Source organism: Amycolatopsis sp. cmx-4-61, assembly GCF_046548775.1.
In the GTDB taxonomy this organism is placed as follows: Bacteria; Actinomycetota; Actinomycetes; order Mycobacteriales; family Pseudonocardiaceae; genus Amycolatopsis.
This window is the reverse complement of the sequence record NZ_JAEBEI010000008.1, coordinates 106,655-121,681: the sequence shown is the minus strand read 5'-3', so window position 1 is coordinate 121,681 and position 15,027 is coordinate 106,655. Positions and strand designations below refer to the sequence as shown.

The window sequence follows — 15,027 nt, the reverse complement described above, 5'->3', positions numbered from 1 at the left end:
TCACCACGGACCTATTCACCGCGGCGGGGGCTCACCACGGACCCATTCACCGCGGCGGCGAACTTCGCCCGACCACAGCGGCCCCAGCGGCCCCGAGCCGTGCGGCAAGCGGGCCCGGGCAAAGCCCTACCCGGCGCCCTCAAGGCAGCAGGTCCAGCGCCTCGGTCCACGGCCGCCGGACGTCCAGCCGGTGCAGCGTCACCCCGGCGCCCGCGAGGGTGTCGAGGTGGCGCTGCCACGCCGGGTGGTGCACCCGCGTGTCCTGGATCTGGTACGCCACCACCAGCGTGATCCCCGGCGCGCCCAGCACGTCGCCGAGCAGCGTCAATGCCTGGTTGTCCGCGATGCCCAGCGCCAGTTTCGCCACCGAATTCGCCGAGGCCGGCGCGAACAGGAACACCGCCGGGTCCGGGTGCGGCCGCGGCTCGCCCGGCAGCCGGGACACGCTGCGGACCGGCAGGTCGGTGCAGGCCGCCACCTCGTCGAGCCCACCGGTGGACTCCAGCCAGCGGTGCGCCGTCGGCGTCAGCGTGATCGCCGGGCGCCAGCCGCGGTCGGCCGCCGGGCGGGCCAGCTCGGCGGCGAAGCGGACGTCCAGCCCGCCGCACGAGCTGGCGACCAGCCCGAGGTCGGTCACGGTTTGCGCAGCACGGCGCAGAACATCGCGTCCGTGCCGTGGCGGTGCGGCCACAGCTGGACGTACGGCCCGTCCCCGAGCTCCGGCACACCGGGGAAGAACTCGCGCGCGTCCAGCACCTCGGCCTTCAGCCGCCGCGACGTCTCCGCGAAGACGCCTTCGGTCTCGGCCAGGTGCGGCGAGCAGACGACGTAGGTCAGCGCGCCGCCGGGCCGCAGCAGCTCGTAGGCCGCGGTGATCAGCTCGCCCTGCAGCTTCGTCAGGTCCGCGACGTCGGACGGCTGGCGCCGCCACCGCGCCTCGGGCCGCCGCCGCAGCGCGCCGAGGCCGCTGCACGGCGCGTCGACGAGGATCCGGTCGTAGCCCGGTTCCAGGCCGCTCTCACGTCCGTCGGCGACGCGCACCTTCACCGGCAACCCGCTCGTCGCCTTCTCGACGAGCTTCGCGCGATGCGGCGCCTTCTCGACGGCGTCGACGGTCGCCCCGCCGAGCGCGGCCAGCGCGCCGAGCAGCGCGGCCTTGCCGCCGGGGCCGGCGCACAGGTCGAGCCAGCGCTCGTCGGAACCGTCGAGCGGCACCTTCGTGGCGGCGATCGCGCAGAGCTGGCTGCCCTCGTCCTGGACCGCGGCCAGCCGCTCGCGGACCGGTTCGACGTCGGCCGGGTCGCCGGCGCCGGCGGGCAGGCGGACGCCGTAGGGCGAGTACGGCGCCGGGTCGCCGCCGGTGATCGCGGCGAGCTCGTCGGCGCTGATCTCGCCGGGCCGGGCGACGAGGTGGACCTCGGGGCGCGCGTCGTCGGCTTCGAGGGCGGCCTTGAGGCCGGCGCCCTTGTCACCGAGCGCTTCGGCGAACGACCGGGCGATCCAGCGGGGGTGCGCGGTGCGCAGCGCGTAGGCGCCGATCGGGTCCTTCGCTTCGTCCGGCGCCAGCTCGTCGAGCCACGAGGCTTCGTCCTTTTCGGACACTTTGCGCAGGATGGCGTTCGCGAAACCCGTGGCCCACGAACCGGCTTCGGCGCGGACAAGGTCCACAGTGGACGTCACCGCGGCGTGCTCGGGGATGCGCGTGCGCAGCAGCTGGTAGACGCCGAGGCGCAGCGCGTCGAGCACCGCGGGGTCGGTCTGCTTGAGCGGGCGCTCGGCGCAGGACTCGATGATCGCGTCGAGCAGGCCCTGCGCCCGCGACGCGCCGTACGTGAGTTCGGTGGCCAGCGCCGCGTCGCGGCCGGTGATCCGGCGCTCGCGCAGCAGGTCCGGCAGGACGAGGTTGGCGTAGGCGTCCTTCGTCCGGACGGCCGCGAGGACGTCGAACGCGGCCTGCCGGGCCGGGTCCACCTCCGGCGGGCGGCGCGGGCCTTCCTTGCGCGGTGCCGGACGGCCCCGCTGCGGCCGTGACGGACGTCGTTCCCTGTGGTCGTTCACCGGAGGCGCTCTCCCTGGTCGATCCTTGTTCCGCGCGCCCAGTCGGTGGCCGCCATCCGTTTCTTGCCGGGTGCCTGGACTTCGCCGAGCTGCAGTGGCTTCGTCGCCGTGCCGACCAGCACCCGTTTGCGCTCGACGACGATCTCGCCCGGCGGCGGGCCGGGTTCGTCGAGCACCTTGACCGGGCCGAGCTTGAACCGCTCGCCGCGGAACTCCGCCCAGGCGCCCGGGTCCGGGGTGACCGAGCGGATCTGCCGGTCGACCGCCGGCGCGGGGTCGGCGAAGGACACCCGCGCGTCCTCGACGGTGACCTTCGGCGCGTAGCTGACGCCTTCGGCGGGCTGTTCCCGCGCGACGAGGCTGCCGTCGGCGAGACCGTCCATCGTGGACAGCAGCAGCTTGGCCCCGGACTCCGCGAGCCGCCCGAGCAGCGCGCCGGCGGTGTCGGTGGCGCCGATGGTCTCGGTGACGACGCCGTAGACCGGGCCGGCGTCGAGTTCCTTGACGATCCGGAAGGTCGAGGCGCCGGTGATCTCGTCGCCGGCGCGGATCGCGGCCTGCACGGGCGCGGCGCCGCGCCACGCGGGCAGCAGCGAGAAGTGCAGGTTCACCCAGCCGAGCCGCGGGATGTCGAGGGCGGCCTGCGGCAGCAGTGCCCCGTAGGCGACGACCGGGCAGGCATCCGGCGCGAGCTCGGCGAGGCGCGCGAGAAAGGCCGGATCCCCGGCGCGCGCGGGGGTGAGGACCTCGATGCCGTGTTCGTCGGCAAGGGCACCGACGGGCGACCGCACGACGCGGCGGCCGCGCCCGGCCTGCGCATCGGGCCGCGTGACGACGGCGACGACCTCGTGCCGCCCGGATTCGAGCAGGGCACGCAGGGCGGGGACCGCCGGGTCGGGCGTGCCGGCGAAGACGAGCTTCATCGGCCCACCCCCGGCGAAAGCGGGGATTCAGGTGGCTGGGACATCGCAGCCGAGTCTAGAAGGCCCCGGTTCGCCGGGCGCGCCAGTGCCCCGATCTGCCGATCTTGGGGGCGGGCGGGTTGTCCACAGCGGGGTCGTGATGTGGACAACCCCGCGCCGCGAGCCCGCTTTCCCGGCTTTTCGTCGGGCCGCTCCGATAGGCTGGACAAGGGCACGCCCCCCAGGGAGGGCGGGGGTGTTTTTGAGGTGGCCCCCGGCCCATGGCGGGCACAGCCCCCGGACGCCTGGCGGGCGGATTGCGGCGAAGACAGCGGCCCGTGAACCCCGGCGCGCTGGGGTCGCGGCGAAGCCAGCGGCCCCCTGACGCACGGAATCCGGCAGAGCCGCAGCCGCCGACGGGCGGTGCCCCGGCAGAGTCGTATCGTTCCTTTTCAGGTCCCTCAGCGACCCGGCCGCCACGCGAAAGCATGACCGGCGCCCACCCAGACCTCCCCGCCCACCCCGATACGAAGCCGGAAACACGGACGGTGGTGCCGGGTCAAGGCACGCTTTCCCGCCTTGACCCGGCACCACCGTCCGTAGTCACAATCAGGCTTCGGGGTGGCGGCCCTGAAGACACCGCACGTAAACGACACAACTGCGCCCGGAAGAGGCCGCCCCCGGTCGGCGGCCGCCCCGCCTGAGCAGCGCGGTCAAGCCAGGCGATGCCGTGAGGAGCCGTCATGGACGACTCCCGTCACGACCTCCGCCGCACCTCCTCGACCGGAGTGCTCGACACCGGCCCTACCAGCGAACCGGCCACACCACCTGCGCCGCCCCACTCCCCCGCCGCACCGGTTCCGCCGCCGCCAGCCAGCGGCCGTCCCGCAGCCGCTCCACGCCGGTGGCCGCGCCGATCTCCGCCGGGGCCGTCGAGAAGCCCTGTCCGCGGGCCTTCAGCTCCGCCGTCTCCGGCTGGTCCAGGAACGCCTGCTCCACCTGCGCCTGCGCCGAGTTCCGCTGCGATGCCCGCGGGGCCGCGATCGCGTCCTCCAGGGACAGGCCCCGGTCCAGCCGGCCCAGGATCACCTGGAGCACCGTCGTGATGATCGATGCCCCGCCCGGGGAGCCCGTCGCGAAGAACGGGCGGCCGTGGTCCAGCACGATCGTCGGGGCCATCGAGGACCGCGGGCGCTTGCCCGGGCCCGGGAGGTTCGGGTCCGGCACGCCCGGCGTCACCGGCGTGAAGGAGAAGTCCGTCAGCTCGTTGTTGAGCAGGAACCCGCGGCCCGGCACCACGATGCCGCTGCCGCCCTCCTGCTCGATCGTCAGCGTGTACGCCACGACGTTGCCCCACTTGTCCGCCACCGTCAGGTGCGTCGTGTTCTCACCCTCGTACGGCGTCGGCGCCGCCGTTGCACCCGCCGCGCACGGGGTCGGGTGGCGGGGGTCAGCCGGGGCGACCGGGCTGGTCGCCGCCTTGTCCTTCGAGATCAGGCACGCCCGCGAGTTCGCGAAGCGCTGGCTCAGCAGCTCGCGCGCCGGGACGTCGACGAACGCCGGGTCGCCGATCCAGCGGTTGCGGTCGGCGAACGCGAAGCGGGTCGACTCCAGGAAGTACTGCAGGTAGTCGGCCTTGCTCGCGTGCTTCAGGTCGAAGTTCTCGAGGATGTTCAGCGCCTCGCCGACCGTCAGCCCGCCCGACGACGGCGCCGGCATGCCGTAGACGTCCAGGCCTTCGTAGCGCGCGTGGGTCGGGTCGCGCTCGATCGCGCGGTAGGCGGCGATGTCGGCCGTCGTCAGCTTGCCGGGCCGGACGTTCAGCGTCGAGGCCGGGTCGACCGGCGGCCGCTGCACCGTCTTGGCGATGTCCGCGCCGATCGGGCCGCGGTACAGCGCCTCGACGCCGGACCGCTCCAGCTGCGCGTACGTGGCGGCGAGGTCGGGGTTCCGGAAGACCGTCCCCGGGGCCGGCGGCGCGCCGCCCGGCAGGTACAGCGACCGCGTCGAAGGGAACGCCGAGAACCGCGCGGCGTTGTTCGCGACCTGCGTCTGGAACGTCTGGTCGACGACGAAGCCGTTGCGCGCGAGGTGCTCGGCCGGCTTCAGCGACTTCGCCAGCGAGCGCGTCCCCCACTTGCGCAGCGCTTCGGCCCAGGTCGCGGGCGTGCCGGGCACGCCGACGCTCAGGCCGCTGGTGACGGCGTCGGCGAACGCGAGCGGCTTGCCGTTCTCGACGAAGAGGTTCTCGTCGGCGGTCTTCGGCGCGGTCTCGCGGCCGTCGAGGGTGTGCACGCGGTGGGTCTTGGCGTCGTAGTAGACGAAGAACCCGCCGCCGCCGATCCCGGCGGAGAACGGGTCGGTGACGCCGAGCGCGGCGGCCACCGCGACGGCCGCGTCGACGGCGTTCCCGCCGTCGCGCAGCACCTGCGTGCCGATCGCGGTGGCGTCGGCGTCGATGCTGGCGACGGCACCGCCGAAGCCGACGGCGACCGGTGACTTGGGGGTGGGTGTCGCGGCGACGGCCGGCGCGGTCACCCCGGCGGTGAGCGCGGCGGCGACGGCCAGGACAAGCGTGGTGCGGCTCCTGTGCGCGGACATGCGGGCGAGTCTGCCCCCTGACTCGCCCCGCTACAAGACGCCAACGGGGCCGATACGCCCCGATTGTCAGCTTTTCACGTGGTTCCAGGGTTCGGGAAATTAAATCACATGGAGCAGTGACGTTCCGGTATGCGCTGTAACACAATCGTGCGGCGCGGCCTGCACACCGCGCACCGCGAGGGCAACCGGAAGGAACAACCGAAGATGACTGCACCAAGACGGACGTGGCGCCGCCTGCTCGGCGCCGCGCTCACGGTCTCGACCGCCCTGCTGGTCGTGACCGCCGGCACCGCCGGCGCCGCACCGGAGCCGGACAACCACGAGATGGGCGCCGCGATCCGCGCCCACGACGGGGTGGCGCCGGCCGGGCTCTTGCCCGCGTCGGTGGACGCGAGCGTCCCCGGCATCGACGTGAGCTCCTACCAGGGCAACGTCAACTGGGCGTCGTACTGGAGCGCGGGCAAGAGGTTCGCCTACGTCAAGGCGACCGAGGGCACCGGCTACCAGAACGCGTACTTCAGCCAGCAGTACACCGGCTCCTACAACGTCGGCATGATCCGCGGCGCGTACCACTACGGCCGCCCGGACCTTTCGGGCGGCGCGGCGCAGGCGGACTACTTCGTCGCCCACGGCGGCGGCTGGTCGAAGGACGGCAAGACGCTGCCGGGCACGCTCGACATCGAGTGGGGCCCGAACAACGCCTGCTACGGCAAGACCGCGGCGCAGATGGTCGCCTGGATCAAGGCGTTCAGCGACGAGTACCACGCGAAGACGACCCGCTGGCCGGTGATCTACACGGCCACGAGCTGGTGGAGCCAGTGCACCGGCAACACGGGCGACTTCAGCTCGACGAACCCGCTGTGGGTGGCGCGCTACGCGTCGTCGGTGGGGACGCTGCCGTACAACTGGGGCTTCTACACGTTCTGGCAGTACAGCTCCTCGCCGATCGACCAGGACACCTTCAGTGCGGACATCACGCGCTTGAAGGTGCTCGCGACCGGCTGATGCCAGGGGCGGGAGCACGCCTCGCGTGCTCCCGCCCCCCGGTATTCCTTCAGCGCGCCGGAAACGGCGGTGTAGACACGGTCGAGATCCACCGTCCACTTCGGGCCTGTATCTTGAACGCGCGCCACCAGGCACTCCTTGGTCGGCCTTGCCGGCACGTCAGAATCGGGCGATGCCACCGGCTCGGCGCGGAAGACAGACCTCGCTCGGCGACGACGGCCGCGCCTCACGAACACGATCTGCTCGGCCCGCGAATCCTCCGTCAGGCGCTGGCCAGCACCGACAGCGATCTGCGCATCCTCACCGTCAACGTCCTGCACGCGTCGCCGTTTCGCGGGCTTCTCGCCGACACCCTCGCGTCGACGCTGACCGGCGGCCGTGGCGCTGGCCCACCTCCCCGGGCGGACGAATTTGCGTCTCTGGCACCACCTGCTCACAGCGCAGCCGACCGGCGCCGGCACGCAGCGGGCCGCCCTTTACGCGGTGGGCATGAAGGGCGACCGCGACGGGCTGAGGCTGCTGCGGGCCCACGCTCCCCTCGTCCGCGCCCGCGCGAACTGGTGGCTGCGGCTTCCGGCCGAAGCCTCGGCGAGTGCAGCCCTCTGACGACTGGGCCGTCGAATCCGACTTATGCGGGTTCCGTGGGTGACGCGGTCGGCGGAACACTCGACCGCGTCGCCAACGACGTGGAGGGAAACTGTGCGCCTTTCCGCCCTGCTCCCCCTGCTCACCGCCGTTCCGCTGGTCGCGTTCCCGGCCACCGCCACGGCCGCGCCCGGCTGTTTCGACCCGGCCGCCGCACTGACCGTCGAGGAACACCGCCTGACCGCGGCCCTGCCGGCGGGCGGTCCCGCCGTCGGCCCCGAGCTCGTCCGGCTGGCGGGATTCGACCCGCTCGTCGCCGAGGTGAAACACGATCTGTGCGGGGCACGCACCCCGCGTCGCGCCGCGCGTGTCGTCAGGCAGGCCGGCGAGCGGCTGTGGCGGACGGCCGTCGACCGTGCCCAGGGCCGCCGCCCCGATCTCGGCACGCTCGACCGGTTCGACGACCGGCCGCTGTACTGGGCGCGGCTGCAGCTCAGCAGCGCAATCCGGCAGTGGCGGCCGCCGTTCGCGCTGCCGGACCGGGCCGCCCTGCTCAAGGCGTTCGACCGCGGTTCGCGCGGCCTCGACGACGTCCGCTTCCCGCCAGGCCACCCGCGGCGCGTGATGGTGAGCGGCTTCGACCCGTTCCAGCTCGACGGCTCCGGCGTCCGGATCTCGAACCCGGCCGGGGCGTCCGCCCTGCAGCTGGACGGGCGGGTGCTGGACACGCCGTCGGGCCCCGCGGTGGTGCAGGCGGTGAACTTCCCGGTGGTGTGGGGCTATTTCGACGAGGGCATCGTCGAGGCGGCGTACGGCGAGGCGTTGCGCGACCGCGGCCGGCGGCCGGACGTGATCATGACGATCAGCCAGGGGCGGCCCGGCCGGTTCGACATCGAGCGCTGGGCCGGCGCTTGGCGCGGCGGCTTCCCGGACAACAACAATGCGTCGGTCACCGGCGGCGTCCCGCCCGCGGCGGGCTGGCCGCAGCCGGACGTCCAGTTCATCGAGACGACGCTGCCGTACACGCGGATGCTTTCGGTGACGGGTGCCTATCCGGTGAACTTCAACCAGGCGTTCTGCGTGTGGCCGGATTCCGCGCAGCCGGGGGTGGGGACGCCGGTGTGCCGGTCGGACGCCCCGGCGCCGGGCGAGATCGCCGCCTCGGGAGGCGGCGGCAACTACCTGTCCAACGAGTCGATGTACCGCAGCAACCGGCTGCGCCTCGGCCTGGGCTTGAATTCCCTGCCGGGCGGGCACTTGCACACGCCGGTGCTGGGCCAGCCGACGGCCCCGGAAGCGTTGACGGACACCGATTTCGAGACCCGGCGGCAGGCGATCGCGGCCGAGGTGGTCTCGCTGGTCACGGCCGCCGCCGCGGGTGACCGGGCTCCGGCCGCGCCGCCGCGTGCCGCGGATTCCCCGCGCGCCGCAATGGATTCCCTGCCGGGCACGATCCTGCCGGGCTGACGTGTCGTCCTTCCAGTCACGCGTGTCGTCCCTCCAATCACGCGTGTCGCCCCTCCAATCACGCGTGTCGACCCTCCAATCACGAATGATGCCCCTCTGATCACACGAGATGCCTCCCCGATCACGGGAATGCGGACTCCCGCTCAGGAGAACTCCGTGCCGCAAGGGGAATCGCCCGTGCTCGAACGGGTATCTCGCGTGATTGAAGGCGCATCACTCGTGATTGGAGAGGCATCACTCGTGATTGGGGGGTCGACACGGGTTTCTAGATGAGGTCCAAGGGGTCGACCTGGATGCGGATCGGCTCGGTCGCCTTTTTGGCGTCGCGGCGGGCCGCGGCTGCGTGGATGGCCGCGGCCAGGGCCTTGCCTTCGCTGCGGGAGACGCGGACCAGCGCGCGTTCCCGTTCCGCGTTGCCCTCTTCGTCGACCTCGCCGATCGGGACCGGGCCCAGGACCTCGCCGGACTCGGGGAGCGGCAGGTCCGCCAGCAGACCGGCCACCGCGTCCGGGCTGCCCTCCACGCTCGCCATGCGCATCGCCGGCGGGAAGCCCAGCTCACGGCGCTCCGCCAGCTCCTGGCCCGCGTGCCAGGCCGGGTCCCAGCGGACCAGCGCCTGGACCACCGCCAGGCCCGCCTCCGCGCCGACGATCACCCGCCCGCCCGACGCAGCAGGGCGCACCAGCGCCGCCGCGGCCATCCAGCGGCGCAATGTCTCCTCGCCCGCGCGCAGGTCCTGGCGGCCCAGCAGCGCCCAGCCGTCGAGCAACAGCGCGGCGCCGTAGCCGCCTTCGGCCACCGGTTCCGCGCCCGGGGTGCACACGACCAGGGCCGGCTTGCCCGGCACCGACTCGAGGACCTCCGCCGCCCCGGACGTGCGGACCGGAACGCCGGGGAACGCGCGGCCGAGCTCCTCCGCCGTCCGCTTCGCGCCCACGATCACCGCGCGCAGCCGGACCGAGCCGCACGCCGTGCAGCGGAACGCCGTTTCGGGGACGCCGCACCAGCGGCACGCCGGGGGTTTCGGCTGCCCGTCGAGCGAGCCGCCGGGCAGGGCCAGCGGCCCCGCGCACCGGCGGCAGTGGGCGGGCGTGCGGCAGTGGCCGCAGGCCAGGCCGGGCACGTACCCGCGCCGCGGCACCTGGACCAGCGTCGGGAGGTCCGCCGCGAACGCCTGGCGCGCCGCCTCGAACGCCACCGCGGGCAGGCGCGCGACCCGGGCGGCCTCGTCGCGGGCGACGTCGAAGTCCTCGCCGACCGGCGTGACGCGGGGAGCGGCCGAGCGCAGCGTGGCGCGGTCCGCCAGGACCGGGACCGCCCAGCCGGACTCGACGAGGAGCTGGGCTTCGGCCGTCCGCGCGAACCCGCCGACCAGCAGCGACGCCTTCGCCGCGTGCGCGCGGTCCATCAGGACGTCCCGGACGTGCGGGTACGGCGCGTGCTGGTCGAGGTGCAGGTCGTCGCCGTCGTCCCAGACGGCGAACAGGCCGGGGTCGTGGACCGGCGCGAACATCGCCGCCCGCGTCCCGACGACCACCCGCACCGCGCCGCGCAGCACGGCGAGCCAGCGCCGGTACCGCTCGGCGGGGCCGAGGCCGGCGATCAGCGCCACGACGGCGTCCTCGCCGACGACGGCCGCGCAGGCCGCGTGCACCCGGGTCAGGTCTCGGTGGTCCGGCACCACGAGCACCGCGCCGCGCCCCTGGGCCGCGACGGTCCCGGCGGCTTCGGCGAGCCGACTCGGCCAGTCCTCGCCCGGCAGGGCCTGCCAGACGGCGTTCGCGGGCTTGGCCTCGGCGAGGGCCTCCAGGAACGCGGGACCACGCTGGTAGCGCGCCCACGCGGCGGTGTCCGGCGCCTCCGGGAGGGCCGCCGGCGGCAGCGGCGGCTCGCCCTCGGTCTTGGCGTGCCGCGGCGGGATCGCGAGCCGCAGGACGTCGGAGAGGGTGCCGCCGTAGCGGTCGGCGACCGACCGGCACACCGCGTGCAGCGACGGGGGCAGCACCGGCTCGGCCGAGGTCACCCGGTCGAGGAACGCCAGCTTGCTGCCGTAGTCGCTGGTCTCGCCGCGATCGATCAGGTAGCCGTCGACCAGCTGCCCGGCGAACCGGACCCGGACGCGGCAGCCCGGCACCGCGGTCTCGTGCAGCTTCTCCGGCACCAGGTAGTCGAAGGTGCGGTCCAGGTGGGCCAGCGGGATGTCCACGACGACGCGGGCCACCGGCCGCTCGGGCGCGGGCGACTGCGCGCCCTTCGGCTTCTCTCCCGGCTTCTTCCGGGCACGCGAGGGCGCCGCCTTCGGCGAAGGCGGCTTCTCCGGGAGCTCCCAGAGGGCGGCGGGCTCGGAACTGCTCACGCCGTGATCTCTACCAGACCCCACCGACAACCCCGCGGTGAGTACCCTGCCGCAGCTCAAGCGCCCCAAGGCGGCCTTCGGTGCGTCACACGCACCCAAGGCGGCCTTCGGTGCGTCACACGCACCGAAGGCCACATTGGGGCGCTTGGGGACGGACCGGCGCCGGAGAGCGCGCGTGCGTCAGGCGCCCGCCGCGGCCTTGAGGGCCTCGGCGCGGGACGTGCTCTCCCAGGGGAGGTTGAGCTCCGGGCGGCCGAAGTGGCCGTACGCCGCCGTCGGGGCGTAGATCGGGCGCAGCAGGTCGAGGTCGCGGATGATCGCCGCCGGCCGGAGGTCGAAGACCTCGGTGATGGCCTGCTGGATCTTCGACGGGTCGACCGTCTCGGTGCCGAACGTCTCGACGAACAGGCCGACCGGGGCCGCCTTGCCGATCGCGTACGCGACCTGGACCTCGGTCCGCTGGGCCAGGCCCGCGGCGACGACGTTCTTGGCCACCCAGCGCATCGCGTACGCGGCGGAGCGGTCGACCTTGGACGGGTCCTTGCCCGAGAAGGCGCCACCGCCGTGGCGGGCCATGCCGCCGTAGGTGTCGACGATGATCTTGCGCCCGGTGAGGCCGGCGTCGCCCATCGGGCCGCCGATGACGAACCGGCCGGTCGGGTTGACCAGCAGGCGCGCGCCGGAGGTGTCGATGCCCAGGCCCTCGAGCTCCGGGCCGACGACGTGCTCCTTGACGTCGACGCTGAGCATCCGCTCCAGGTCGATGCCGTCGGCGTGCTGCGAGGACACGACGACCGTGTCGAGGCGGACCGGCTGGTCACCGGCGTACTCGATGGTCACCTGGGTCTTGCCGTCCGGGCGCAGGTACGGCAGCACGCCGTCCTTGCGGACCGCGGTCAGCCGCTTCGACAGCCGGTGGGCCAGCGCGATCGGCAGCGGCATCAGCTCGGGGGTGTCCGAGCAGGCGTAGCCGAACATCAGGCCCTGGTCGCCGGCACCCTGGCGGTTGATCTCGTCCTCGTCCGACTCGACCCGCGACTCGTACGCGGTGTCGACGCCCTGGGCGATGTCGGGCGACTGCGAGCCGATCGCGACGTTGACGCCGCAGGAGTTGCCGTCGAAGCCCTTGGCGGAGGAGTCGTAGCCGATCTTGAGGATGACGTCGCGGACGATCGTCGGGATGTCGGCGTAGGCCTCGGTGGTCACCTCGCCGGCCACGTGCACCTGGCCGGTGGTGATCAGGGTTTCGACCGCGACGCGGCTGCGCGGGTCCTTCGACAGCAGGCCGTCGAGGATCGAATCGCTGATGGCGTCGCAAATCTTGTCGGGGTGCCCTTCGGTCACCGACTCCGAGGTGAACAATCTGCTGCTAGACGCGGTCACGGTGGCCGTCACTTCCTCACCTAGACGTCGGATGCCCCGAAAGTTAGGCACCCCTTACCGATGCAAGCGTACTGACTATCGCTCCAGGGACGGTCAACGCTTCATGAAGCTCACAACAGCGTCCCACACCATGGACGCCAGTTCTGCCTTCTGCGCGAGCGGTAGGGGTTCTTCGGTGGCATCGGACCCGAGGAGCCAGCCCGAATTGTCCTCGGTGCCGAACGCTTTCCCGTCGCCCACGGCGTTGACGACCAGCAGGTCGGCGCCCTTGCGCTTGAGTTTCGCTCGAGCGTGGTCGAGAACGCTGCCGTGTTCGTCGCCGGTTTCGGCGGCGAAGCCCACGACGACCTGTCCGGGACGCCGGTTCTGCACCAGTTCGGCCAGGATGTCCGCGTTGCGGTCGAGGGTGATGACGGGGTCCGGTGCGTCGTCGGACTTCTTGATCTTGTGCTCGGCGCGGTTCGCCGGCCGGAAGTCGGCGACGGCCGCGGCCATCACGACGACGTCCGCGGACCGGGAAGCCGCGTGCACCGCCTGCCGCAGCTCCTCGGCCGTCGAGACGTGCTCGACTACGGCGCCGGCCGGGTCGGGCAGGGCGACGGTGTGCGCGGCGACCAGGGTGACGTCGGCGCCGCGCTGGGCGGCGACGCGGGCCAGCGCGTACCCCTGCTTGCCCGACGAGCGGTTGCCGAGGTAGCGCACGGGGTCGAGGGGCTCGCGGGTGCCGCCCGCCGAGATGACGACGCGGACGCCTTCGAGGTCGCGCGGGAGGGCGTCGGGCCGGGCCAGCAGCAGCTTGGCCAGGTCGACGATCTCGGCCGGGTTCGCCAGGCGCCCCTTGCCGGTGTCGACGCCGGTCAGGCGCCCGGAATCCGGCTCGGTGACGATCATGCCGCGCGAGCGCAGCAGGGCCACGTTGTCGCGCGTGGCGGGGTGCTCCCACATCTCCGTGTGCATCGCCGGGAAGAAGGCGACCGGGCACCGGGCGGTGAGCAGCGTGTTCGTCAGCAGGTCGTCGGCGAGGCCGTGGGCGGCCTTGGCGAGGAGGTTCGCGGTGGCCGGGACGACCAGGACGAGGTCGGCTTCCTTGCCGACGCGGACGTGCTGGACCTCGGGCACCTCGGTGAACACACCCGTGTGCACCGGATGGCCGGAGAGGGCTTCGAACGTCGCCGCGCCGACGAAGTTCAGCGCGGCTTCGGTGGGGACTACGCGGACGTCGTGACCGGATTCGGTCAGCCCGCGCAGCACCTCACAGGCCTTGTAGGCGGCGATGCCGCCGCCCACGCCCAGGACGACGCGGGGTTTACTCACCCTCGGTGTGCTCGAGCAGGCCGCCGTGGATCTCGCGCAGCGCGATCGAGAGCGGCTTCTCGCGCGGGCCCGGCTCGACGAGCGGGCCGACGTACTCGAGCAGGCCCTCGCCCAGCTGGGCGTAGTAGTCGTTGATCTGGCGGGCGCGCTTGGCCGAGTAGATCACCAGCGCGTACTTCGAGCTGACCTTCTCGAGCAGGTCGTCGATCGGGGGGTTGGTGATGCCCTCGAGCTCTTCGGTCAAGGCCACTTGGCTGGTCACTCGTGGTGCTCCACATCTCTGACAGCTTCGGGGGGTCCGTGGGGGCGGGAGCCCCCCGGGCGGGGTGCGGGGGTTGCACCCCCGCGGATCACTGCTGATCAGTAATCAAGTTTAGCAAGTGCTCAGCCGCCTCCCGCACGTCGGCGTTGACGAGGCGGTGGTCGAACTCCCCCGCCGCCGCCAGCTCGCGCTCCGCTTCGGCCAGCCGGGCCTGCACCGCGGCCTCGTTTTCGGTGCCGCGGCCGGTGAGCCTGCCGACCAGTTCGTCCCACGACGGCGGCATCAGCATCACCAGTCGGGCCTCCGGCATGGCCGCGCGGACCTGGCGGGCGCCCTGCAGCTCGATCTCCAGGACGGCCGGGCGGCCCTCGGCGAGGGCCTTCTCGACGGGCTCGCGCGGGGTGCCGTAGCGGTTGCCGGCGAACTCGGCCCACTCCAGCAGCCTGCCGTCGGCGACCATCGCGTCGAACTCCGTGCGGTCGACGAAGTGGTAGTGCGCCCCGTCCACTTCGCCGGGGCGCGGCTTGCGGGTGGTGACCGAAACGCTGAAGTAGATGTCGGGCTCCAGCTTCCGCAGCTCGCCCACCACGCTGGACTTCCCGACCCCCGAAGGCCCCGATACGACGGTGAGCCGGTGCCGGGAGTCCTCCCCCGTCACCGGCTCACTGCCGCGGTCGGCGCCCCGGCTCACCGGGTAGTCACGACCGGCGCCGTTCACTCGCCGCTGAACTCGGCCAGCAGCGCCTTGCGCTGCCGGTCGCCGAGGCCGCGAAGGCGACGGCTGGGGGCGATCTCCAGTCGTTCCATGGTCTGCTGCGCGCGGACCTTGCCGACGCCCGGGAGGGCCTCGAGCAGAGCCGAAACCTTCATCTTGCCGAGGACTTCGTTCTCCTCGGCCTGCTTCAGCACGTCGACCAGAGTGGTACCGCCCCGCTTCAGCCGCTCCTTCAGCTCAGCACGGATGCGGCGAGCGGCGGCGGCCTTCTCCAGCGCCGCAGCGCGCTGTTCCTCTGTCAGCTGGGGAAGTGCCACGTTTTCCTCCGGTAGTTCTCAAAACTGGGTGGGTGACGCGACGGTACCCACCCGTGAGCACC

General features: G+C 72.9%; 13 protein-coding genes. 2 read left to right on the top strand and 11 right to left on the bottom strand.

The features are described from left to right. Nucleotides 1-139 precede the first annotated feature (139 nt). The 4 genes from ACLJOU_RS23400 to ggt all read right to left on the bottom strand — a co-directional run bounded on the left by ACLJOU_RS23400 (nucleotide 140) and on the right by ggt (nucleotide 5,561). Nucleotides 140-637, bottom strand: a complete 498-nt coding sequence (locus ACLJOU_RS23400) for a flavoprotein (RefSeq protein WP_410569892.1) — start codon at nucleotides 635-637, stop codon at nucleotides 140-142. Continuing rightward, nucleotides 634-2,058, bottom strand: coding sequence for an RsmB/NOP family class I SAM-dependent RNA methyltransferase (locus ACLJOU_RS23395; protein WP_410569891.1), 1,425 nt, complete (start codon nucleotides 2,056-2,058; stop codon nucleotides 634-636). Before ACLJOU_RS23395 ends, ACLJOU_RS23400 begins: the two co-directional genes overlap by 4 nt. Further along, nucleotides 2,055-2,981, bottom strand: coding sequence for a methionyl-tRNA formyltransferase (gene fmt, locus ACLJOU_RS23390; RefSeq protein WP_410569889.1), 927 nt, complete (start codon nucleotides 2,979-2,981; stop codon nucleotides 2,055-2,057). The genes ACLJOU_RS23395 and fmt overlap by 4 nt, the downstream gene beginning before the upstream one ends. Nucleotides 2,982-3,764: 783 nt before the next feature. Beyond that, nucleotides 3,765-5,561, bottom strand: a complete 1,797-nt coding sequence (ggt, locus tag ACLJOU_RS23385; protein WP_410569888.1) for a gamma-glutamyltransferase — start codon at nucleotides 5,559-5,561, stop codon at nucleotides 3,765-3,767. Between the two features lie 204 nt (nucleotides 5,562-5,765). Between ggt and ACLJOU_RS23380 the strand changes: the two genes are divergently transcribed. Further along, nucleotides 5,766-6,566, top strand: a complete 801-nt coding sequence (locus ACLJOU_RS23380) for a lysozyme (protein ID WP_410569887.1) — start codon at nucleotides 5,766-5,768, stop codon at nucleotides 6,564-6,566. Here the strand turns inward: ACLJOU_RS23380 and ACLJOU_RS23375 are convergent. After that, on the bottom strand, nucleotides 6,476-6,886 hold the full coding sequence (locus tag ACLJOU_RS23375; RefSeq protein ID WP_410569886.1) for a hypothetical protein: 411 nt from the start codon (nucleotides 6,884-6,886) through the stop codon (nucleotides 6,476-6,478). The genes ACLJOU_RS23380 and ACLJOU_RS23375 overlap by 91 nt on opposite strands. A gap of 379 nt (nucleotides 6,887-7,265) precedes the next feature. On the opposite strand from ACLJOU_RS23375, the gene ACLJOU_RS23370 reads away from it, so the two are divergent. Further along, nucleotides 7,266-8,618: a hypothetical protein gene (locus ACLJOU_RS23370; protein ID WP_410569885.1), complete on the top strand. Its 1,353-nt coding sequence runs from the start codon at nucleotides 7,266-7,268 to the stop codon at nucleotides 8,616-8,618. A 265-nt stretch (nucleotides 8,619-8,883) separates the two neighbouring features. Here ACLJOU_RS23370 and ACLJOU_RS23365 read toward each other — a convergent pair whose 3' ends face one another. The 6 genes from ACLJOU_RS23365 to mihF all read right to left on the bottom strand — a co-directional run bounded on the left by ACLJOU_RS23365 (nucleotide 8,884) and on the right by mihF (nucleotide 14,965). Beyond that, the gene (locus ACLJOU_RS23365) at nucleotides 8,884-10,974 is read right to left on the bottom strand and encodes a primosomal protein N' (protein WP_410569884.1); all 2,091 of its coding nucleotides are present in this window, start codon (nucleotides 10,972-10,974) and stop codon (nucleotides 8,884-8,886) included. Nucleotides 10,975-11,154: 180 nt separating this feature from the next. Next, nucleotides 11,155-12,357: a methionine adenosyltransferase gene (gene metK / locus ACLJOU_RS23360; protein WP_410569882.1), complete on the bottom strand. Its 1,203-nt coding sequence runs from the start codon at nucleotides 12,355-12,357 to the stop codon at nucleotides 11,155-11,157. A 93-nt stretch (nucleotides 12,358-12,450) separates the two neighbouring features. Further along, complete coding sequence (gene coaBC, locus ACLJOU_RS23355) at nucleotides 12,451-13,671, bottom strand: bifunctional phosphopantothenoylcysteine decarboxylase/phosphopantothenate--cysteine ligase CoaBC (RefSeq protein WP_410569880.1); 1,221 nt, start codon at nucleotides 13,669-13,671, stop codon at nucleotides 12,451-12,453. After that, nucleotides 13,664-13,933, bottom strand: coding sequence for a DNA-directed RNA polymerase subunit omega (gene rpoZ, locus ACLJOU_RS23350; protein WP_072480291.1), 270 nt, complete (start codon nucleotides 13,931-13,933; stop codon nucleotides 13,664-13,666). Before rpoZ ends, coaBC begins: the two co-directional genes overlap by 8 nt. Before the next feature lie 88 nt (nucleotides 13,934-14,021). Continuing rightward, nucleotides 14,022-14,651: a guanylate kinase gene (gene gmk, locus ACLJOU_RS23345; protein WP_410569877.1), complete on the bottom strand. Its 630-nt coding sequence runs from the start codon at nucleotides 14,649-14,651 to the stop codon at nucleotides 14,022-14,024. Further along, the gene (gene mihF / locus ACLJOU_RS23340) at nucleotides 14,648-14,965 is read right to left on the bottom strand and encodes an integration host factor, actinobacterial type (protein WP_003096398.1); all 318 of its coding nucleotides are present in this window, start codon (nucleotides 14,963-14,965) and stop codon (nucleotides 14,648-14,650) included. Before mihF ends, gmk begins: the two co-directional genes overlap by 4 nt. Nucleotides 14,966-15,027: the final 62 nt, after the last annotated feature.